Source organism: Arthrobacter sp. CAN_A2, assembly GCF_015752045.1.
Taxonomy (GTDB): Bacteria; Actinomycetota; Actinomycetes; order Actinomycetales; family Micrococcaceae; genus Arthrobacter_D.
The window spans coordinates 82,606-102,314 of the sequence record NZ_JADOUS010000010.1 but is presented as its reverse complement, the minus strand read 5'-3'; the positions used below and the strand labels follow the sequence as shown (position 1 = coordinate 102,314).

Here is a 19,709-nt window from a genome sequence, read left to right as displayed (position 1 = left end):
TAATGCGCAGGCCACCGGGCAGAATCGTCAGGTGAATGACAGAGGCACGGGCACGCAGCAGGCCACCAGCGCCGAATCCTTCACCCCCTTCGTCGAGCTCGACCGCCAGATGTGGTCCCGCCTGTCCCACGAGATCAGGAGCCCCCTGAACGTCGAGGACGTCCAGCGCCTGCGCGGCCTGGGGGACGCCCTCAACCTCGACGAGGTGCGTGAGGTCTACCTGCCCCTCTCCCGCCTGCTGAACCTGTACACGGCGGCAGCCGGCCAACTCCACGCGGCCACGAACACGTTCCTCGGCGAGAGCACCACGCGCACCCCGTTCGTCATCGGCGTCGCAGGATCCGTGGCGGTGGGCAAGTCGACGACGGCGAGGGTGCTGCGCGAACTGCTGCGGCGCTGGCCGGACACCCCCGACGTGGCCCTGATCACCACGGACGGGTTCCTGTACCCGAACGCGGAGCTCGAGCGTCGCGGCCTCATGCAGCGCAAGGGCTTCCCCGAGTCCTACGACCGGCGGCGCCTCCTGCGCTTCGTCAGCGAGGTCAAGAGCGGTGCCGCCGAGGTGCGTGCGCCCTCGTACTCGCACCTCACGTACGACATCGTGCCGGGCCGCGAAGTGGTGGTCCGGCGCCCCGACGTCCTGATCGTCGAGGGCCTCAACGTCCTCGCCCCGGCGCGTCCGCGGCCCGACGGCATCACCGGGCTCGCGCTGAGCGACTTCTTCGACTTCTCCATCTACGTGGACGCGAAGACCGCCAACATCAAGGAGTGGTACATCCACCGCTTCCAGTCGCTGCGCTCCGGCGCGTTCGCGAATCCCCAGTCCTACTTCCACCGCTACGCCGGCCTCAGCGACGAGGAGGCCCGCCGGACGGCGTCCGGCATCTGGGAACGCATCAACGAGCCCAACCTCGTGGCGAACGTCCTGCCCACGCGCGGTCGGGCGCAGCTGGTGCTCACCAAGGACGCCGACCACTCGGTGCGCCGCATGCTCCTCCGGAAGACCTGACCGTGCGCGTCCGGCCGTCGGTGGCGCTGGTCGTCCTCGCAGTGACGCTCACGGCGTGCTCGGCGCCGGATCCCGTGCCCTCACCCCCGCCCGGGCCCTCGCCCTCCAGCGCCGGGACGGGCGACGCTTCGAGTACCGCAGCCCCGCCGGCGTCGGATCCCGCCGATCCCGACGATCCCGACGCAACGGGCACGGATCTCCCTGCCCCGGTCCGGAGCGAGCCCCTCCCCGACGTGAGCGGTCCGGCGGCTCCCCCGACGACCGCGTCGGCCGGGCCCCCTGCTCCTCCTCCTCCTGCCCCTGCCTCGGATGCGCACCGCGATCCGGCCGCCGTCGACGTCGTCGTGAACAAGCGCAGGCCCCTGGCACCGCTGGACTACGCGCCCGCCGACCTGCGCCGGCCCGACGTCGCCACGCCCACCAGCTTCGACCTCCTGCGCCCCGACACCGCGGAGGCTGTGGAGGATATGTTCGCGGCAGCCGCGGCGGACGGCGTGGATCTGGCCATGGTCAGCGGGTACCGCTCCTTCGCGGACCAGGAATCGACCTACGCGTACTGGGTGGGCCAGTACGGAGGCCCGGCCGGCGCGGACACCGTATCGGCCCGCCCCGGCTACTCCGAGCACCAGACGGGCCTCGCCTTCGACATCGCGCAGGCCGACGGCGCCTGCACCCTGGTGCTCTGCTTCCAGGACACGCCGGCAGGGCAGTGGGCGGCGGCGAATGCGGCCGACTTCGGGTTCATCCTCCGGTACCCGTTCGGGTTCCACCAGATCACCGGCTTCTCGTCGGAGTCCTGGCACTTCCGCTACGTGGGCAGGGACGTCTCCCTCGCCATGAAGGCGGCCGGGACCCGGACCCTCGAAGAGCACTTCGGCCTCCCGCCGGCGCCGTCGTACTGAGCGGCGCGCTTCGCCTCAGCGGGGACCAGGCAGGGCCACGCCCGTCTCCCCTGCCAGGGCATCGAGCAGCCGCTCCTGGAACGCGATGTCCGGCACGGCGGGGTGGGGTTGCCGGCGCTGTCGGTGGAACCAGTACCCGCCCGTCGTGAGCGCCTCGGGGTCCTTCCCCGTGGCGAGCCACTCCTGGGTCTGGTGGCCGAGCTCGAGATCGTCCGGCGCGCCGGGCCCGCCCATCCTCGTGGGGACCCACCCCGGGTCCACCGCGTTGCTCAGGACATCGGGGCGCAGGCGTGCCAGCGCGGCGGAGAACGTGGTGAGGAAGAGCTTGCTGTCGCCGTAGTGACCCGGCATGCGGCCCCGCCAGTCCACGCCCTCGACGGACGGGCGACCGCTGGAGTGCAATCCGCTGCTCAGGTACACGTGGCGCCGCGCGCCAGCGAGCAGGGCGGTCAGGAGATAGGGGGCGATGACATTGACGGGCATGACGGCGGGCCCGCTCCAGACGCCCGCGTTGTGGATCACGGCGTCGGGTGGCTCCCCCGCGGTCAGCTCGGCGGCGATCCGAAGGACCGCGTCCCGGTCCTCGAAGTCGCCCACCACGAGCCCGGCACCCCGACCGGTGAGGGGTGCGAGGACGCCCGCGCGGCCTGCGTTGCGGGCATGCACGACGACGTCGTGTCCCTGCGCCAGCAGGGTCTCTGCCGCGACCAGGCCGAGGCCCTCCGCCGAGCCGGTCACGAGCACTCTCACCGTGGTACCTCCATCCCGTCCCGGACCTGCCGTGCATCATCCGTGGCAACCGCTCCCTCACCGCTGTGGCTGCCGGCGGCGCGCCGACCGATCCAGCGTGCCGCGCCCGGCACCGGACCGCAAGAGCAGCCGCATCTCCCGGGGGCCACGGCTGGCCGAGGCCTCGCTCCCGGCTGCCGGGAAGATGACAATGGAGCGCATGGACGATCCCGGAGCGGACAGGGGCCCGGTGCTGCTGCACTACCCGCTGGAGGGGAGGTTCCGCGCACGCAACAATCCTGCGCGTCGCGTCCCGAGTCATGGCACCGTCCGGATGGGGACCACCTATGCGATCGACCTCGTCCCCGTCGATGCCCGCGGCCGTCCGGCCCCGAGGACCTGGCGGACCCTGGTCGCCACGGAGGCGCCGGAGGCTTTCACCGGATTCGGCACGCCCGTGCTCGCGCCGGCGTCGGGCGTCGTCGTCATCGCCCACGACGGTGAGGAGGACCACGCGGCACGCCGGTCGCAGCCGGCCCTCGTGCCGTACGTGGCGGGGCAGGCGCAGCGCCCGCGGCGGGGGCCGGGCGCCATCGCCGGCAACCCGGCGAGTAGCGCGTACTCGGAGGCGGTGAGGCCGGGTCAGGCGACCGGCTCGAGGGACAACCGCTTCTGGACGGTGGCGGCGAGCTCCTCGGCGATGCGCTGGGCGGTCGCGAGATCGGCAGCCTCGACCATGACGCGGACCACCGGCTCCGTGCCGGAAGGGCGCAGCAGCACCCGCCCGGTCTCGCCGAGGACGGCCTCGGCCTCGCGGACGGCGTCCTGCACGCCCTCGTCGGAATTCGCTGCGCTGCGGTCCACGCCCTTGACGTTGATGAGCACCTGCGGGAGCTTCGTCATGACTGCGGCGAGCTCCTTGAGGCTCTTGCCGGTCCCGGCCATGCGCGAGGCCAGCTGGAGCCCGGTGAGGACGCCGTCGCCCGTGGTGGCGTGCTCGGCGAAGATGACGTGCCCGGACTGCTCGCCGCCGAGGCTGTAGCCGCCGTCGCGCATCCCCTCGAGCACGTAGCGGTCTCCCACGCCGGTTTCCTTGATGGTGACGCCTGCCTCGCGGAGGGCGATCTTCAGGCCCAGGTTGCTCATCACGGTCGCCACGAGGGTGTCGTCCTTGAGCTTCCCGGCGTCCTTCATCGCGAGCGCCATCACGGCCATGATCTGGTCGCCGTCCACGATCGTCCCCTCGTGGTCGACAGCCAGGCACCGGTCGGCGTCGCCGTCGTGGGCGATGCCGACGTCGGCGCCGTGCTCGAGGACGGCGGCCTGCAGCTTCCCGAGGTGCGTCGAGCCGTAGCCGTCGTTGATGTTCACGCCGTCGGGGTCCGCACCGATGACGAAGATGTCCGCGCCGGCGTCCCGGAAGACCTCGGGAGAACAGCCGCTCGCCGCGCCGTGGGCGCAGTCGAGGACCACCTTGAGCCCTTCGAGGCGGTGCGGGAGGGTCTGGAGGAGGTGGACCACGTAGCGGTCCTCGGCGTCGGCGAAGCGCTGGATGCGTCCCACGTCGCCCGCCACGGGACGCAGCCGTGGCCGAGCCATCTCGTCCTCGATGGCGTCCTCGAGGGCATCGCTGAGCTTCTTGCCGCCCCGGGCGAGGAACTTGATGCCGTTGTCGGGAGCCGCGTTGTGGGAGGCGGAGATCATGACGCCGAAGTCGGCGCCGAGGTCGGCCACGAGGAACGCCGCGGCGGGCGTCGGCAGGACCCCGGCGTCGTAGACGTCCACGCCGCAGCTGGCGAGTCCGGCCTCGACGGCGGCCGCGATGAACTCACCGCTGATGCGGGGGTCGCGGGCGATGACCGCGGTGGGGCGGCGCCCGTCCACGGCGTTGTGGCCGAGGACCACAGCGGCCGCCTGGGCCAACTGGAGGGACAGTTCCGCCGTGATCAGGCCATTGGCCAGGCCGCGGACGCCATCGGTTCCGAATAACTTGCTCATCGTGATCATCCTAAGTGCAGAACATGGGACCGCTCGGGCGGCTCCTCGAACAGGTTAAAGCACGATGCCCGTCCGGAAGCCCGGACGGGCATCTGCGCGTGTCCTGGGAGGATCAGCGCTTGGAGTACTGAGGCGCCTTGCGTGCCTTCTTGAGCCCGGCCTTCTTCCGCTCGATGACGCGTGCGTCACGAGTCAGGAAGCCTGCCTTCTTGAGGGCGGGGCGGTTGTTCTCGCGGTCGATGTCGTTCAGCGTGCGCGCGACTCCGAGGCGGAGTGCACCGGCCTGGCCGGAGGGTCCACCGCCGTGGATGCGGGCGATGACGTCGTAGGCGCCGTCGAGCTCGAGGAGCTTGAACGGGTCATTGACTTCCTGCTGGTGCAGCTTGTTCGGGAAGTAGTCGGCGAGCTCGCGCCCGTTGACGATCCACTTGCCGGTGCCGGGGACGAGGCGCACGCGGGCGACAGCTTCCTTGCGGCGTCCGACGGCTCCGCCGCCGACGGTCAGCGCGGGACGCTCCTTGACGGCGGTCTCGCTGCCTTCGGTGGACTCCGAGGTGTAGCTCGTGAGCTCCTCGGTCGGTTCATTCAGTTCTTCAGTGTTCTCAGCCACGGTTCTCCTTGAAGTGATTTCTTAGTACTGGTGGCCAGGACTACTGGGCGACCTGAGTGATTTCGTATGTCTTGGGCTGCTGCGCGGCGTGGGGGTGCTCGGCACCGCGGTAGACCTTCAGCTTGCCGATCTGCTGAGCGGCGAGTGAGTTCTTGGGGAGCATGCCACGGATGGCCTTCTCGACTGCGCGCTCCGGGTTCTTGTCCAGGAGTTCCACGTAGGTGGTGGACTTCAGGCCGCCCGGGTAGCCCGAGTGGCGGTAGGCGCGCTTCTGCTCGAGCTTGGAGCCGGTGAGGGCTACCTTTTCAGCGTTGATGATGATGACGAAATCGCCCATGTCCATGTGGGGAGCGAAGGTCGGCTTGTGCTTTCCGCGGAGCAGGATTGCGGTCTGGCTGGCAAGACGGCCGAGGACGACGTCGGTTGCATCGATTACGTGCCACTGGCGGTTGATGTCGCCTGGCTTCGGGGTGTACGTACGCACGGTTATGGCCTTCGTTTCTATTTCGGTGTCGCCCGTGACTACGGAAACGTCCGTACCGCGGGCTCAGCTTATTCATGCGTTACCGGAACTTCAGGTGAGGGCTGAAATACGACCAGTCATCCCGTGAATCTCGGCTCCGCCCCCGGGCCAGGTGGTTCTGCAACTGAACCGCTCCGAAGGGCGCAGACGTATCGAGAAGGGACACGCACAACGACTCCCAAGGATAGCCTGCCGCTCCGCTGTGGGTCAAAAGGGCCGTGAACGGTCTCCGGTCGAGGTTCGGACGGGGGTTCGTGCGGGGCTTCGCACGGCCGGCGGATCCTCCGTCGAGGTGGGTGCCGGCCGATCACTCGACCAGCGGCTGGTTCGGTCCGGAACAGCGCGAGCGCAGGTTCTGCGCAAGGCGCGTGCAGAGCCGGTGCAGGTTTGTGAATGTTCGGTCAGGATCAGGGCAGACCCGGTTTCCTGCGGCTTCCCGTTGCTAGCTTTCTGGCAGCGCTGGCGCTGGGTCAGCCGCCGTCCCCCTCAGGAGTCTCCTTATGATCGCTTACTTCGCAGCAAGCCTGCACACCCTCGGATTCACCGTCCAGTCCCGCCTCCGCCGAGAGGAGACCGGCGCCACCGCCGTCGAGTACGGCATCATGGTCGCGCTCATCGCCGTGATCCTGATCGCAGGAGTCGGCGCCTTCGGCGGGTCATTGAACGGCTTCTTCACGGGTCTGTTCGCAAAACTCGGCATCTAGCAGGCACCGAACATCACTGAAGACACTCGAGCTAGGCGGCATCCTCCTGGATGCCGCCTAGCCACTCGAAGGGGTAGCCATGGCTGTGAAACCTGATCAGCGCGGTGCCATCGCGGTTGAATTCGCCTTGGTTCTCCCCATCCTCCTCCTCCTTGTCTTCGGCATCATGGAGGTCGGCCGGGCCTACAACGCACAAGTGACAATCACCAATGCTGCGCGCGAGTCTGTGCGCGTCCTAGCAATCGGCAAGAACGATCTAGCTGCCGTTTCGACCGCGAGATCGACTGCGGAGATATTGAACCCCGATCTCACTGCTTCCGATGTCATGATTACTCGCAACCCGTCAGGCGCTGTCAATACCTGTCCGCACGGAAGCACTGTTACGGTGACGATCAATTACAAGATGCAGACAGTAACCGGAATCGCGGCTCCGTTCACGTTGAAGGGCAGAGGAACGATGCTATGCGGCGGGTGACGTTCGAAAATGATGTCCGCGAACGTCAGGAACAAGGAGCCGTCAGTGTCCTCGTCGCTTTGCTTATGGTTGTTCTGCTCGCCTTCGCGGCCCTTGCCGTTGATGTAGGCATGATCTACTCCGAGAAGGCTCAACTTCAGAACGGGGCCGATGCCGGCGCGATCGCTAGTGCTCAGAAATGCGCCGCAAATTCGACAGACCCCGGCTGTGCGGACTCCTCAACACTCGCGCGTGATCTCGCGAACAGCAATGCCCTGGATTCCAGGAGCAATATCAAGAGCATCACGCTCAACCGATCTGCTCGAAAGGTTACAGTCAGCACGGGGGCGCTCGAGGCCGGGCAGACGCCGAACCGCGTGTCTTTGATCTTCGCGCGGGCCCTCGGTTTCACGTCGACGGAAGTGACTGCATCATCTACCGCTGAGTGGGGTAGTCCGGTCGCTGGACCAGCACCTTTCCCCATCACCTTCTCCGAATGTGAACTCAAGGATGGACCTGGCTGGCAGGTCGTCGAATATCGCAAGAAGTCCGACGGCACGGCCGCTTGCGCAGGGGGCCCGCCTGGCGGATTCGGCAGCCTGGACCAGGTCCCGGGCAAATGCGAGGCCCTTGTGGATATCAGCAAGGTCGCGTCTGGCAGCAACACGGGCAACAACGGAGCACCTTCGAGCTGTGTATCCCTACTCGGTCAGTGGCGGACCAAGATCGAAGCAGGAGACTTCCCGATCGGCCTGTTCCCCATTTATGACCAGGTAACGGACAGCGGGAGCAACGGCGTCTATCACCTCACGGGTTTTGCGGCGTTCGAAGTGCACGGATGGAAGTTCAAGCAGGAGGGCAATTCTGTCTTCCCGGACTCGTTCCGCGACAACTACTACCCGGGTTACAAGTGCGATTCAGTGAAGTGCGTGGGCATCATCGGCAAATTCGTGAAAATGGTGTCCCTTGATGACGCCTACACACTCGGATCCTACAACTCCACGATGGGCACAGCCGTCGTCAAATTGACTCTTGAGAAAGCAACGCCATGAAATCCCGTCTGCTGGCCGGTGTCGCCGCCGTCGTTCTCGGCCTCCTCGGGGCGATGATGCTGTTCGGCTATGCGCAGGGCGCGGAAGCGCGCGCGGTGCAAGGCCTCGACCCGGTGGAAGTGCTGGCGGTGGCAACAGAAGTGCCTGCAGGGACACCGACTGAGGATCTCATGCGTTTCCTCACCACGAAGACCTTCCCTGCCAGCGCTGTGAATCCGTCGGCGCTCAGGGACCTTGATTCGTCCGGAGGGAAGGTCACCTCCGCCGATCTCCTGCCGGGTGAACAACTATTGGCGGAGCGCCTCGTCGATCCGCAGGATGCGGAGCTGACTGGCCGTCCAGATGTACCCGAAGGTCTTCAGGAGGTCTCGTTCGCTCTCGATCCGGGGCGTGCCCTGGGTGGCAACGTCAAACCGGGAGATGCGGTCGGCGTCTTCATCTCCACGTCGGTGGATCCGGCGCCGGCAGGACTTGAACCGCGGATGACGCAACTGGTGCTGCACAGGATTTTGATTACATCCGTCCAGCGAGCTCCCGTCGAGCCCGTCGATCCGGCCGCTACACCGGAGGAGCAGGCACGCGCAGAGGCGGAAGCGTTACCGAGTGGCTCCCTCATGCTGACAGTGGCCGTAACCGAGGATCAGGCAACAAGAATCATCTTCGGTAATGAGTTCGGGACCATCTGGCTCAGCAAGGAGCCCGCTACAGCTACCGAGAGCCCTGAGCCGATCACCATCCACGACAAGGTCCTGTACCGATGAGCAGATTCGTCCTGATCACCCCCAGTTCCGACTTCGAACAGAAGCTCCGCCTTGCCGTTGCCGGTGGACTGCAGGGCCATGTGAAAAGCCTGCCCGCGAGCGTACTGACCGGGGACCCAGCCTCCGTCCTAGACCAGCTGGGGCTGGAGCGGCCCGAGGTCCTCGTTTTCGGGCCGGGCATCGCTCTCGAGGACGCGCTACGCCTCGCCCTGGTCGTGGATGTGACCTTCCCGGAGATCAGCGTCGTTCTGGTGCACGACGATCACCCGGACATCGCCCTGCAGGCAATGCGTGCCGGCGTCCGCGACATCCTTTCCCCGCTGGCGGACATCGCGAGTATCCGAGCCCAGCTCGAACGCGCTTGCCAGGCCTTCGCGACGCACCAGCGCTCCGGTGCGCAGCCGCCCCGCGAACAACAGAGCGGTCTCGTCATCGGAGTGTTTTCCCCGAAGGGCGGCGTAGGCAAGACGACGGTTGCTACGAACCTGGCTGTCGGTCTCGGGAAGCTGGCCCCGATGAGCGTGGTCATCGTGGATCTCGACCTCCAGTTCGGCGACGTGGGCACAGGCCTTTATCTGAACCCCGAGTACTCGGTGCTGGACGCCGTCTCGGGTGCGGCTACCCAGGACTCTATGGTCCTCAAGGCTTTTCTGACCCCACACCCCTCGGGCATCTACGCCCTGTGCGGTCCGCGCAACCCCGCCGATGCCGACCGCGTCTCCTCGGCACAGGTGACCCGCCTGATCCAACAGCTCGCTATGGAGTTCCGCTACGTCGTTGTCGACACGGGCCCGGGGCTCACCGAGCCGAGCCTCGCTGCCCTCGAGCAGTGCACCGACGCCGTCTGGGTGACAGGCATGGACGTCCCGAGCGTCCGTGGCCTGCGCACTGGCCTCGACGTGCTGCAGCAGCTCAACCTCATGCCCGAGACCCGTCACGTGGTCCTCAACTTCGCCGACACCAAGACGGGGCTCTCGGTGGAGGACATCGAGTCGACCCTCAACGCGCCCGTCGACGTGTCCATCCCCCGCTCACGGGCCATCACGCTCGCCACGAACCGCGGCATCCCCCTGCTCCAGGACAAGGTCCGCGATCCCGCGACGAAAAGTCTCACCGAGCTCGTGCAGCGGTTCGACCACGAGTGGCGCGCGAAGTCGCAACGGAAGCTACATCGCCGCGTGGTCGTCCGATGAAGCTCTCTGCCCGTATCCAGGCTGCCGGTCTCTCCCCGGCGTCCGCAATCGAGCCTGCTTCTGCCGACACGACGCCCGTGGAGCAGCGCGCGGCGACGATCGCGCCCGCGGTCGTCGTCCGTGACGCATCCGAGAAACCGGGCGGCGCGAAGGTGGACGTCTTCGCGGGACTCAAGCAGCGAGCCGCCTCCGCCCTGTTCGAGCGTATGGGCACCCGCGCGAGCGATACCTCCATCAGTGAGGAGGATCTGAAGGTCATCGCGCGTGAGGAGCTGAGCCAGATCATCGACGCCGAGCAGGTACCGCTCAGCCCCGATGAGCGGCGTCGCCTCATCCAGGACGTAGCCGACGACGTCCTCGGGCTCGGGCCGCTCCAGCGGCTCCTCGACGACGCCACGGTCACCGAGATCATGGTGAACCGGATGGACCAGATCTATGTGGAGCAGAAGGGCAAGCTGACGCTCAGCGACTCGCGGTTCAGCTCGGAGGAGCACCTGCGCCGTGTCATCGAGCGCATCGTGTCGAAGGTCGGTCGCCGCATCGACGAGTCCTCCCCCTTCGTCGATGCCCGCCTCGAGGACGGCTCCCGCGTGAACGCCGTCATCCCGCCGCTCGCGGTCAACGGCTCGTCGCTGACCATCCGCAAGTTCAGCAAGGTCCCCCTGACGGTCCAGAACCTCATCGACTTCGGCACGCTCACGCCGGAGATGGCCGAGTTACTCGACGCCTGCGTCAAAGCGAAGCTCAACATCATCGTCTCGGGCGGCACGGGCACCGGGAAGACCACACTGCTGAACGTGCTGTCCTCGTTCCTTCCCGAGAGCGACCGCATCGTCACCATCGAGGACGCCGTCGAACTCCAGATCCAGCAGCAGCACGTCGTGCGGCTGGAAAGCCGCCCGCCGAACACCGAGGGCAAGGGGGCGGTGACCATCCGCGACCTCGTCCGCAATTCCCTCCGTATGCGACCGGACCGCATCGTCATCGGCGAGGTGCGCGGCGGTGAGTCCCTGGACATGCTGCAGGCCATGAACACGGGTCACGACGGCTCATTGTCCACGGTGCACGCCAACTCTCCCCGCGACGCCGTGGCGCGCCTGGAGACCCTAGTGCTGATGGCCGGCATGGACCTGCCGCTACGGGCCATCCGCGAACAGCTCGCGTCTGCCGTACACCTCGTGGTGCAGATCTCGCGCCTCCGTGACGGAAGCAGGCGCATCACGCACGTGACCGAAGTGCAGGGCATGGAGGGCGACATCGTCACTCTCCAGGACGCCTTCGTCTTCGACTACTCGGCCGGCGTCGACCCGAAGGGCCGCTTCCTCGGACGGCCCGTCCCCACCGGTATCCGGCCGCGGTTCATGGAGCGATTCGAGGACATGGGCATCACGGTGTCCCCCGCCGTCTTCGGATCAGCACCCGCGCGCGGGAGGTAGGCGCGTGACTCTCCTCCTCGTCTGCGGCGCCGCGATGATGATCGGAGCGATCATCCTGGTACTCGTGGCGATCCGGCCGGCCCAGTCACCGGTGCCCCTGGACCGGCGTCGGCCACCCCTCCAGCAGCAGAACTCGCAGCTCTCGCGCTTCGCAGGGGCTGCCGGCCGCGCAGTGGAACGGTACCTGCGCAGGCGCCCTATGGGCTTCCTGGACCAGAACGCCCTTGAGACAGCGGGCATCAGAATCAGCCAGGCCGAGGTCTATCTGCTCACGGTCTTGGGCGGCATCACCGGACTCCTGCTCGGCTGGGCACTGCTCGCACCCGCGGTCGGCGTCCTCCTGTTCCTGCTCTCCCCTGGCGTGGCACATCTTGTCGTGTCCGTCGGGACTGGGCGACGACGACGCAGGTTCGACGCGCAGCTCGGCGACACGCTGCAGCTGCTCACCGGAGGACTGCGGGCAGGCCACAGTATCCTGCGCGCGATTGACGCAGCCGCGACGGAGGCGGACAGCCCGACGTCGGAGGAGATGCGCCGGATCGTCGCCGAGACGAGCCTCGGCAAGGACCTCCTCGCCTCCCTCATCGATACCTCCCAGCGAATGAAGAACGACGACTTCGCGTGGATCGCCCAGGCCATCCAGATCAACCGTGAAGTGGGAGGAGACCTCGCCGACGTGCTCGACCAGGTGGGGCATACGATCCGCGAGCGTGCCGAGATCAAGGGGCAAATCAAGGCGCTTGCGGCGGAAGGGAAGTTCTCCGCCTACATCCTCGCGGCACTTCCTTTCGGCATCGCGCTGGTCCTCACCGTGATCAGCCCCGGCTATGTCGACCCGCTGTTCACCAAACCACTGGGCTGGGTCATGCTCGGAGCCGCCGCCGTCATGATGACCATAGGCGGGCTCTGGCTCCGCAAGATCATCGACCTGAAATTCTGAGGACCCCGTGATGGACCCGACCCTGCTCGCCTCGCTCCTGCTCACCTCGGCCTCGATCGGGTACTTCGCCTGGGCCCTGCTCACCTCCGATGCCCGGATGCGCCGAGCCGTGCAGCGCAACCTCAATCAGGGCATGGGTCTGGGCATCGTCGCCGTTGAACGTCCGAACCCCCTCCTTAGGCTGGGCCAGCGCCTCACCCCGCAGGCCTATGTCTCGAAACTCGACCATTTGCTGGCCCTTGCCGGCCGACCGGCCTCGATGCCGCTGGCAAAGGTCCTCACCGCCAAGCCCCTGCTCGGCCTTGCCGGCGGCCTGGTCGGCCTGCTGCTCGTGCAGTCGAACCCCAGCAGGCTCTTCGTGCTGCTCTCGCTCTTCGTCACTCTCCTCGGCTATTTCGTGCCGGACCTCCTCCTCTACAGCAAGGGGCAGGAACGCCAGAAGGCGATGGCCCTGGAACTGGCGAACACCCTGGACCAGATGCTCATCTCGGTCGAGGCGGGTCTGGGGTTCGAGAGCGCCATGCAGCGCGCGGGTGAGACCGGGAAGGGGCCGCTGGCGGACGAGCTCGTCCGCACGCTGCAGGACATGCAGGTGGGACGCAGCCGTCGTGAGGCCTACCTCGCCATGGCGGACCGGAGCACCATCCCGGAACTGCGCAGCTTCGTGAAGGCCATCGTGCAGGCGGACGCCTACGGCATCGCCCTGTCGGGCGTCCTGCGGACCCAGGCCAAGGTCATGCGCGTCAAGCGCCGGCAGCGCGCCGAGGAGAAGGCGATGAAGCTCCCCGTCGCAGTACTGTTCCCGCTCCTGCTGTTCATCTTCCCGGTGCTGTTTATCGTCATCCTCGGACCGGCCGCGCTCAACGTCATGGACACCTTCGCCGGGCAATGACTCCGCCGTAGGCCAATGTCGCCCGCCAGCGGGCCGCTCCCGGCTGATGGTCAGCCCGCGGCCGTAGGGTAGGACTGTGCCTCCGAACGCTGCCCCGAACGTCCTGCCGCTCGTGGACCTCACGGTCCTGTCCCACCTCGAGCAGCAGCTGGGTGACCCCCGGCCCGCCCGGGCCTTCGCCCGCGACTACATCACGGCCTTCGCCGACCGCTACCTCCGGCTCGCGCGCTCGGTCGCCGACCAGGACCTGCCGTCGGCCCTCGAGGCCGCGCTGAGCCTCCGCAATTCCTCGACCATGGTCGGCGCCGGGCGTCTGGCGGCCCTCGCCGCGATCTTCGAGGCAGCCGTGGCTTCGGCCGATCTCGACGCCGCACGCCGCGCTCTCTCCGGCATCGAACGGTGTGGCCTGGACACGATCAACGAGCTCGAAGCCCGCTATCTCGCTCCAGCCTGAGCACGCAGCATAAGCCGACAGCGCTGAGAGCGGAGCCCGTCAAGCACGGATCACGTCAAGCAGGGACCACGTCAGGCGCGCACCGAGGTCAGCCGGTAGCCGACGCCGCGGACGGTCTGCAGCCAGCGCGGATTCTTCGGATCCTCGTCGAGTTTCCGTCGGAGGTTGCCGATATGCACCTCGATCGCCCGCTCGTCCGAATCGCTGATGTACGTGTCCTCGCCGTAGTAGTCGCCCCGGACAACCCGTACCAGGTCGGCCTTCGTCCTCACCGCTCCGCTGCTCTTCAGCATCTCGCTGAGCAGGTCGAACTCGCTGCGCGTCAGCGGGAGGTCTCGTCCGTCGACCTCCACGGTGCGCGCGGACGCGTTCAGGGCCAGCCCGTTGTGCTCGAACACCGGCGACGCCCCGCCGGCCGGCGCGGGTGCGGCGGACGGCGCCGACGACGTCGGACCGGGACCCTCGGCAACCGGCTCCGGGACCGCGCGTGGGCGCCGCAGCATCGCCGCGATCCGCGCACGCAGCTCCCGCGGGCGGAAGGGCTTCGTCAGGTAGTCGTCGGCGCCCGACTGCAGCGCGGTGAGGGTGTCCAGCTCGTCGCCCCTGGAGGTCAGCATCACCACGTAGCAGTTGCTGAATCCACGGATGCGCCGCAGCACCTCGTAGCCGTCGATGTCGGGCAGCCCGACGTCGACCGTCACCACTGTGGCGTCGTGCGTCCGCACCAGTTCGACGCCGGCCCGTCCGTTCGGCGCCACATGGACGTCGAAGCCCGATTGCCGAAGCACTGCCCCTACCAGGTTCCGTACATCGGCGTCGTCCTCGATGACGACTGCCACTCCCGGATCGCTCATGCGGTATCAGCCCCCATCCGACCTGCGGTGATGCCCGTTCGACTCGTCATGAATTCCATTCTGCCCGCCCGTCTGCACGAAATGCGGCGGATGGGCGTGCAAAACGCGGGGATGGCGACATAATGAGGGCAGTACGTAGGTCTCAGCGTCGGAAAGTCATTCAGAATGTGGAATTCTCCCGTTTCCTGGATCGTGCATGGCTAGGGGTTCCAGTGCGTCGTGGCTGCCGGCAGCAGCAGCGAAGATGTCCATCGGCGGCGCGGGGATGCTGTGCCAGATCCCCCTCACCCTGATCGTCGTCGTCCTGTCCGTCACGGCCCCGGTCCTCCGACCGGGACTGATGTCCGACCCCACGTACGAGCTGGGCTTCTCGCTGATCCTCGTCCTGCTGGCCCTGTGCGTCGTCGTCCCGTGGAACGAGCTGCCGCGCGGGACCGTGCTCGCCATCCCGGTCCTCGACTTCGTGGCGATCGCCCTGCTCCGGACCGGTGCCATGGAGATCCAGCCCGCTCTCGGCGTCCTCGCCGTCTTCCCCGCCCTCTGGCTCATGCGTTCCCCGCTGCCCACCTGGGCGGGCCTCGCCTGCACCGTGGGTGGTTCCCTGCTCATCACCGCGTGGCCGCTCCTGCGCTCCTTCGATCCGACGCTCCTGCCCTCCTACGCGGGCGTCCTGCTCCTGCCCATCGTGATGCTCTGCATCGGTGCCGTCATCCATGTCATGAGCGCCGGCGCGGAGGCCCGAGAAGCCGAGATCGAGCGGAAGGACCGGGAACTCAACGACCTCCTGGAAGCCGCCATCGATCGCGAGCGCGTCCTGACCGCGATCCTGAACACGGTCGACGTCGGACTCACCGCCGTCGACGCCCACGGCAACACGACGCTGACGAACCGGCAGCAGGAGCTGTTCAACCGGCTCTCGTCCGACCACCACGACGAGCCCGACACACTCGTCTTCGGACCAGACCGCGTCACGCCGCTGTCCCCGGACCGGCGGCCCGTGCATCGCGCGCTCACCGGTGAGACATTCGCGGACCAGCTCGTCTGGGTCGGCGAGGGTGACGCACAACGTGCACTCTCGACGGCCGCGCGGCCCATCAAGAACGACGACGGCGGTATCGCCGGCGCCCTGGTCGCCTGCAGCGACGTCACGGAACTGGTCGAGGCGGTGACCGCGAAGGATACGTTCATCTCGAGCATCTCCCACGAGTTCCACGCCCCCCTGACGTCGGTGCTGGGCTACCTCGAACTCGTCCTCGAGGACGACCCCCCCCTGCCGCCGCACCTCAGGGGCTATGTGGACGTCGCGGGACGCAACGCCGAGCGCGTGCTCCACCTGGTCGCGGACCTGCTGTCCACGGCGGGCGACCGCGTCCGGGTGCATCCGCGCCCCGTGGACCTCTCGGCCGTGATCGAGATGAGTGTCCGCTCCAACCGGCTGCGCGCGCAGAAGAACGGTGTGCGGCTCAGGACCGACACCATCAGCCCGCTCTGGACGCTCATCGATCCTCTGCGGATCTCCCAGGTGCTCGACAACCTGCTGTCCAACGCCATCAAGTACTCCCCCGAGGGTGGCCTCGTGATCATCCGCGCGGAGGAGACCGAGTCCGAGATCAGCCTCCACGTCGACGACCGCGGCATGGGCATGACCGAACAGGAGGCCGGCCAGGTGTTCTCCCGCTTCTACCGGACGCCGGCCGCCCGCCGCGCGGACATCGACGGCGCGGGGCTGGGACTGGCCATCACCAAGTCGATCGTCGAGAGCCACGGCGGCTCGATCCACTGCACGAGCTCCCCCGGGAAGGGAAGCCGCTTCACGGTGACGCTGCCGGTCAACGGGGACGTGCGCCGTGCGCCGGGCGCCGCCCTGGAAGGCTCCGTCTAGGTGGGTGCTGCCGTCGCCACGGCCCTGGCGACCGCCGCCCTCGCATATGCGCTGTTCGCCCTTGCCGGCAGGGATCCCCGGACCGTCCTGCCGGAGCGGGCGCGGCTGCCCCTCGCACTGCTCGCAGGTGTCCTGGCAGGCGCGGGCAGCGCTGTCACGGCAGACTGGTGGACGCTTCCGCTCGTGGCCTGCCTCGCAGCCTTCGGCGCGCTCCTCAGTGCCATCGACCTCCGGTCGAAGCTGCTGCCCAACGCCGTGCTCGTGCGCTTCACGGCGGCGACCATCCCCCTGCTGCTTTTAGCGGCGGGCGCCAGCGGCCAGTGGGGCGGCCTGCTCGGCGCCGCAGCAGGAGCAACGGCGCTGTTCGCGGTCTACTTCGTCCTCGCGCTCGTCAACCCTGCGGGGATGGGGATGGGCGACGTGAAGCTCGCTGCCGTGCTCGGTCTCTTCGGAGGCTGGGCGGGAGCCTCCGCCTGGCTGGCCACGCTCCTCGGCGGGTTCCTGCTCGGGGGCCTGGGCGGGCTCGCGGTGCTGCTCTTCCGCCGTGGTTCACGCGGATCGACCTTCCCCTTCGGCCCAGGCATGCTGCTCGCCGCGTTCGCGAGCTTCGTCCTCCTGGCCTAACCGGACCGCTCGTCGTCGACGTCGGGTGCGGCGTCGGCCCCGGGTGCTCCGGAGCGGGCGAGGTGTCCGGCGTGACGCCGTGCGCGGGTGAGGCCGGCCCGCTCCCCGAGCTCGTCGCTGCCCGGGTAGGCGATCTCCTCGAGCACGAGCGGATGCGGCGCGGCCAGGATGGATCGGGCGTCCTTGAGGCGTGCGGCCAGCCGCTCGGCGAGCCAGATCGGAGGCATCTCGCCGGACCCGACGCGCAGGGTCGATCCGATCAGCGCACGCACCATGTTGTGGCAGAAGGCGTCCGCCTGCACGGTCGCCGTGATGACGCCGTCCTGGCCTCGCGCGAACTCGTAGCGCTGCAGTTCACGGATCGTCGTGGCACCCTCGCGCGGCTTGCAGAAGGCTGCGAAATCCTGCATCCCCAGGAGATGCGCGGCCCCTTCGTTGAGCAGGGCGACGTCGAGGCGAGCGGGGTACCAGAGCGTGGTGTGGCGGCGCAGCGGGTCCTGTCCGCTCGCCGCATCCGCGATGGCGTAGCTGTAGCGGCGCCAGAGGGCCGAGAACCGTGCGTCGAATCCCGCGGGCGCCGGGGTGGCCGAGCGGACGACGACGGCGGGCACCGCGTTCCTGACGGACCGGCTGCGCCCGGTGATCCCCTCGGTGAGCACGCGGTTGACGGTGCCGGTCAGCCGCCGCAGGAACGCCTCCGACGGGTCGATCTCCCGGCCCCGGGCCATGGACTCCCATTCGGCCTGCGTGAGGTCCACGTGGGCCACCTGACCCCGTGCATGGACTCCGGCGTCGGTGCGCCCACCCACCGTGAGGCGTGTCTGTCGGCGCAGGAGCGTGAAGAGGGCATCCTCCAGCACCCCCTGGACGGTCGTGAGTCCGGGCTGCAGGGCCCAGCCGGAGAACAGGGCGCCGTCGTAGGCGAGATCGAGCCGGACACGCAAGAGCCCGCCGTCCCTCGGGGGGACGGCGGGCTCCTGGGATGTCATGGCGTGCGTCGGACGGGAAGAATTACTTCTTCTCGTCCTCCACGGCGCCTTCGACGACGACGACCTCATCGGTGCCGGCTTCGGCATCGATGGTGGTGTCCTCGGCGGCGACCTCTTCGGCGGACGCTGCTGATTCGGCGGACTCCGCCGAATCCACGGAGTCAGCGGACTCGGGCGAGTCGACGGACCCTGCGACGGGCGCTGCTGCGGCGGGGGCCGACGCCGCCCGCTCGGCCTCGGCGACGACGGACTGCTTCGCCGACATGGGCTCCAGCACGAGTTCGATGACCGCCATGGGAGCGTTGTCGCCCTTGCGGTTGCCGATCTTGGTGATGCGGGTGTAGCCGCCCTCGCGGTTGGCGACAGCGGGTGCGATGTCCGTGAACAGCTCGTGGACGATGCTCTTGCTGCTGATGACACCGAGGACACGACGACGCGACGCGAGATCGCCCTTTTTCGCGAACGTGATGAGACGCTCCGCGTAGGGGCGAAGGCGCTTGGCCTTGGTCACCGTGGTGGTGATCCGCTTGTGCTCGAACAGTGAGGCGGCCAGGTTGGCGAGCATCAGGCGTTCGTGCGCCGGACCGCCTCCGAGGCGTGGGCCCTTTGTAGGTGTGGGCATGATTCTTTCTCCTCATTAGGTGTCCGTCCCGCCGCTCGGACGAGCGGTGGGCGGACAGATAGCGTGTTAGACCTCTTCGTCGCCGAAGGGGGTGTCGTCCTCTTCGATGGCTGCGGCACGGGCGGCAAGGTCGAAGCCTGGAGGGGAATCCTTCAGGGACAGACCGAGCTCGACGAGCTTCGCCTTGACCTCGTCGATGGACTTCGCACCGAAGTTGCGGATGTCCATGAGGTCGGCCTCGGAGCGTGCAACGAGTTCACCCACGGAGTGGATGCCCTCGCGCTTGAGGCAGTTGTACGAGCGGACCGTCAGTTCGAGGTCCTCGATCGGCAGCGCCATGTCCGCAGCAAGCGCTGCGTCCGTCGGCGACGGGCCGATCTCGATACCCTCGGCGGCGGTGTTCAGCTCGCGGGCGAGACCGAACAGCTCCACCAGGGTGGTGCCGGCGGAAGCGACGGCGTCGCGCGGGGCGATGGCGTCCTTCGTCTCGACGTCGACGATCAGCTTGTCGAAGTCGGTGCGCTGCTCCACGCGGGTGGCTTCCACGCGGAAGGTCACCTTGAGGACGGGCGAGTAGATGGAGTCGACCGGGATGCGGCCGATCTCCGAGTCGCCGGACTTGTTCTGCGAAGCCGACACGTAACCGCGTCCACGCTCGATGGTCAGTTCGAGCTCGAACTTGCCCTTCGAATTGAGGGTGGCGATGTGGAGGTCCGGGTTGTGGAACTCGACGCCGGCAGGGGGCGCGATGTCCGCAGCGGTGACGACGCCGGGTCCCTGCTTGCGCAGGTAGGCGACCACGGGCTCGTCGTGCTCCGAGGAGACGGCGAGGTTCTTGATGTTCAGGATGATCTCGGTGACATCCTCCTTCACCCCGGGGACCGTGGTGAATTCGTGCAGGACGCCGTCGATGCGGATGCTGGTTACCGCGGCACCGGGGATCGAGGACAGGAGCGTGCGGCGGAGCGAGTTGCCGAGGGTGTAGCCGAAGCCGGGCTCGAGCGGCTCGATGACGAACCGCGAGCGGTTGTCGGCGACTACTTCTTCAGTCAGGGTGGGGCGCTGTGCAATAAGCACTTAC

The 19,709-nt window shown here is 67.8% G+C and carries 22 protein-coding genes; 13 read left to right on the top strand and 9 right to left on the bottom strand.

Annotated elements, in window-relative coordinates:
* Window positions 1-31 precede the first annotated feature (31 nt).
* Together coaA and IWX63_RS13860 are read left to right on the top strand one after the other, a co-directional pair.
* Window positions 32-1,009 (top strand): type I pantothenate kinase, encoded by a 978-nt coding sequence (coaA, locus tag IWX63_RS13865; RefSeq protein ID WP_334685879.1) that lies wholly within the window; start codon window positions 32-34, stop codon window positions 1,007-1,009.
* A gap of 2 nt (window positions 1,010-1,011) precedes the next feature.
* Complete coding sequence (locus IWX63_RS13860; protein WP_199278736.1) at window positions 1,012-1,911, top strand: M15 family metallopeptidase; 900 nt, start codon at window positions 1,012-1,014, stop codon at window positions 1,909-1,911.
* Window positions 1,912-1,926: 15 nt separating this feature from the next.
* Here IWX63_RS13860 and IWX63_RS13855 read toward each other — a convergent pair whose 3' ends face one another.
* From IWX63_RS13855 to rplM, 5 genes are all read right to left on the bottom strand, one after another.
* Window positions 1,927-2,661, bottom strand: a complete 735-nt coding sequence (locus IWX63_RS13855) for an SDR family NAD(P)-dependent oxidoreductase (RefSeq protein WP_199278735.1) — start codon at window positions 2,659-2,661, stop codon at window positions 1,927-1,929.
* Window positions 2,662-2,985: 324 nt separating this feature from the next.
* Entirely contained in the window at window positions 2,986-3,129 is a 144-nt protein-coding gene (locus tag IWX63_RS13850; RefSeq protein WP_199278734.1) for a hypothetical protein, read from the bottom strand.
* Window positions 3,130-3,282: 153 nt separating this feature from the next.
* Window positions 3,283-4,638 (bottom strand): phosphoglucosamine mutase, encoded by a 1,356-nt coding sequence (gene glmM / locus IWX63_RS13845; protein ID WP_199278733.1) that lies wholly within the window; start codon window positions 4,636-4,638, stop codon window positions 3,283-3,285.
* 112 nt (window positions 4,639-4,750) lie between these two features.
* On the bottom strand, window positions 4,751-5,248 hold the full coding sequence (gene rpsI, locus IWX63_RS13840; RefSeq protein ID WP_199278732.1) for a 30S ribosomal protein S9: 498 nt from the start codon (window positions 5,246-5,248) through the stop codon (window positions 4,751-4,753).
* Window positions 5,249-5,288: 40 nt separating this feature from the next.
* Window positions 5,289-5,732 carry a 50S ribosomal protein L13 gene (gene rplM, locus IWX63_RS13835; protein WP_043440690.1) on the bottom strand — a complete coding sequence of 148 codons (444 nt, stop codon included), beginning with the start codon at window positions 5,730-5,732 and terminating at the stop codon, window positions 5,289-5,291.
* Between the two features lie 539 nt (window positions 5,733-6,271).
* Between rplM and IWX63_RS13830 the strand changes: the two genes are divergently transcribed.
* From IWX63_RS13830 to IWX63_RS13790, 9 genes are all read left to right on the top strand, one after another.
* A complete protein-coding gene (locus IWX63_RS13830) occupies window positions 6,272-6,475 on the top strand; it encodes a Flp family type IVb pilin (RefSeq protein WP_199278731.1) in 204 nt (67 codons plus the stop codon).
* A 79-nt stretch (window positions 6,476-6,554) separates the two neighbouring features.
* Window positions 6,555-6,950, top strand: coding sequence for a TadE/TadG family type IV pilus assembly protein (locus tag IWX63_RS13825; protein ID WP_199278730.1), 396 nt, complete (start codon window positions 6,555-6,557; stop codon window positions 6,948-6,950).
* On the top strand, window positions 6,938-7,981 hold the full coding sequence (locus IWX63_RS13820) for a pilus assembly protein TadG-related protein (protein ID WP_199278729.1): 1,044 nt from the start codon (window positions 6,938-6,940) through the stop codon (window positions 7,979-7,981). The genes IWX63_RS13825 and IWX63_RS13820 overlap by 13 nt, the downstream gene beginning before the upstream one ends.
* On the top strand, window positions 7,978-8,742 hold the full coding sequence (gene cpaB, locus IWX63_RS13815; protein WP_199278728.1) for a Flp pilus assembly protein CpaB: 765 nt from the start codon (window positions 7,978-7,980) through the stop codon (window positions 8,740-8,742). The genes IWX63_RS13820 and cpaB overlap by 4 nt, the downstream gene beginning before the upstream one ends.
* Window positions 8,739-9,935 (top strand): AAA family ATPase, encoded by a 1,197-nt coding sequence (locus IWX63_RS13810; RefSeq protein ID WP_199278727.1) that lies wholly within the window; start codon window positions 8,739-8,741, stop codon window positions 9,933-9,935. The genes cpaB and IWX63_RS13810 overlap by 4 nt, the downstream gene beginning before the upstream one ends.
* Entirely contained in the window at window positions 9,932-11,371 is a 1,440-nt protein-coding gene (locus tag IWX63_RS13805) for a CpaF family protein (RefSeq protein ID WP_199278726.1), read from the top strand. The genes IWX63_RS13810 and IWX63_RS13805 overlap by 4 nt, the downstream gene beginning before the upstream one ends.
* Before the next feature lie 4 nt (window positions 11,372-11,375).
* Window positions 11,376-12,311 (top strand): type II secretion system F family protein, encoded by a 936-nt coding sequence (locus IWX63_RS13800; RefSeq protein ID WP_334685878.1) that lies wholly within the window; start codon window positions 11,376-11,378, stop codon window positions 12,309-12,311.
* 10 nt (window positions 12,312-12,321) lie between these two features.
* The gene (locus IWX63_RS13795; RefSeq protein WP_199278725.1) at window positions 12,322-13,203 is read left to right on the top strand and encodes a type II secretion system F family protein; all 882 of its coding nucleotides are present in this window, start codon (window positions 12,322-12,324) and stop codon (window positions 13,201-13,203) included.
* 76 nt (window positions 13,204-13,279) lie between these two features.
* The gene (locus IWX63_RS13790) at window positions 13,280-13,657 is read left to right on the top strand and encodes an Hpt domain-containing protein (protein WP_199278724.1); all 378 of its coding nucleotides are present in this window, start codon (window positions 13,280-13,282) and stop codon (window positions 13,655-13,657) included.
* A gap of 71 nt (window positions 13,658-13,728) precedes the next feature.
* On the opposite strand, the gene IWX63_RS13785 is transcribed toward IWX63_RS13790, so the two are convergent.
* Window positions 13,729-14,511, bottom strand: coding sequence for a response regulator transcription factor (locus IWX63_RS13785; RefSeq protein ID WP_199278723.1), 783 nt, complete (start codon window positions 14,509-14,511; stop codon window positions 13,729-13,731).
* 196 nt (window positions 14,512-14,707) lie between these two features.
* Here IWX63_RS13785 and IWX63_RS13780 point away from each other — a divergent pair, with 196 nt between their 5' ends.
* Together IWX63_RS13780 and IWX63_RS13775 are read left to right on the top strand one after the other, a co-directional pair.
* The gene (locus tag IWX63_RS13780; protein ID WP_199278722.1) at window positions 14,708-16,393 is read left to right on the top strand and encodes a sensor histidine kinase; all 1,686 of its coding nucleotides are present in this window, start codon (window positions 14,708-14,710) and stop codon (window positions 16,391-16,393) included.
* Window positions 16,394-17,017: a prepilin peptidase gene (locus tag IWX63_RS13775; RefSeq protein ID WP_199278721.1), complete on the top strand. Its 624-nt coding sequence runs from the start codon at window positions 16,394-16,396 to the stop codon at window positions 17,015-17,017. It abuts the gene before it with no gap.
* Here IWX63_RS13775 and IWX63_RS13770 read toward each other — a convergent pair.
* From IWX63_RS13770 to IWX63_RS13760, 3 genes are all read right to left on the bottom strand, one after another.
* A complete protein-coding gene (locus IWX63_RS13770; RefSeq protein ID WP_199278720.1) occupies window positions 17,014-18,006 on the bottom strand; it encodes a tRNA pseudouridine synthase A in 993 nt (330 codons plus the stop codon). The genes IWX63_RS13775 and IWX63_RS13770 overlap by 4 nt on opposite strands.
* Before the next feature lie 22 nt (window positions 18,007-18,028).
* Window positions 18,029-18,628: a 50S ribosomal protein L17 gene (rplQ, locus tag IWX63_RS13765; RefSeq protein ID WP_199278719.1), complete on the bottom strand. Its 600-nt coding sequence runs from the start codon at window positions 18,626-18,628 to the stop codon at window positions 18,029-18,031.
* Window positions 18,629-18,694: 66 nt separating this feature from the next.
* Window positions 18,695-19,705, bottom strand: a complete 1,011-nt coding sequence (locus IWX63_RS13760) for a DNA-directed RNA polymerase subunit alpha (protein WP_199278718.1) — start codon at window positions 19,703-19,705, stop codon at window positions 18,695-18,697.
* Window positions 19,706-19,709 lie beyond the last annotated feature (4 nt).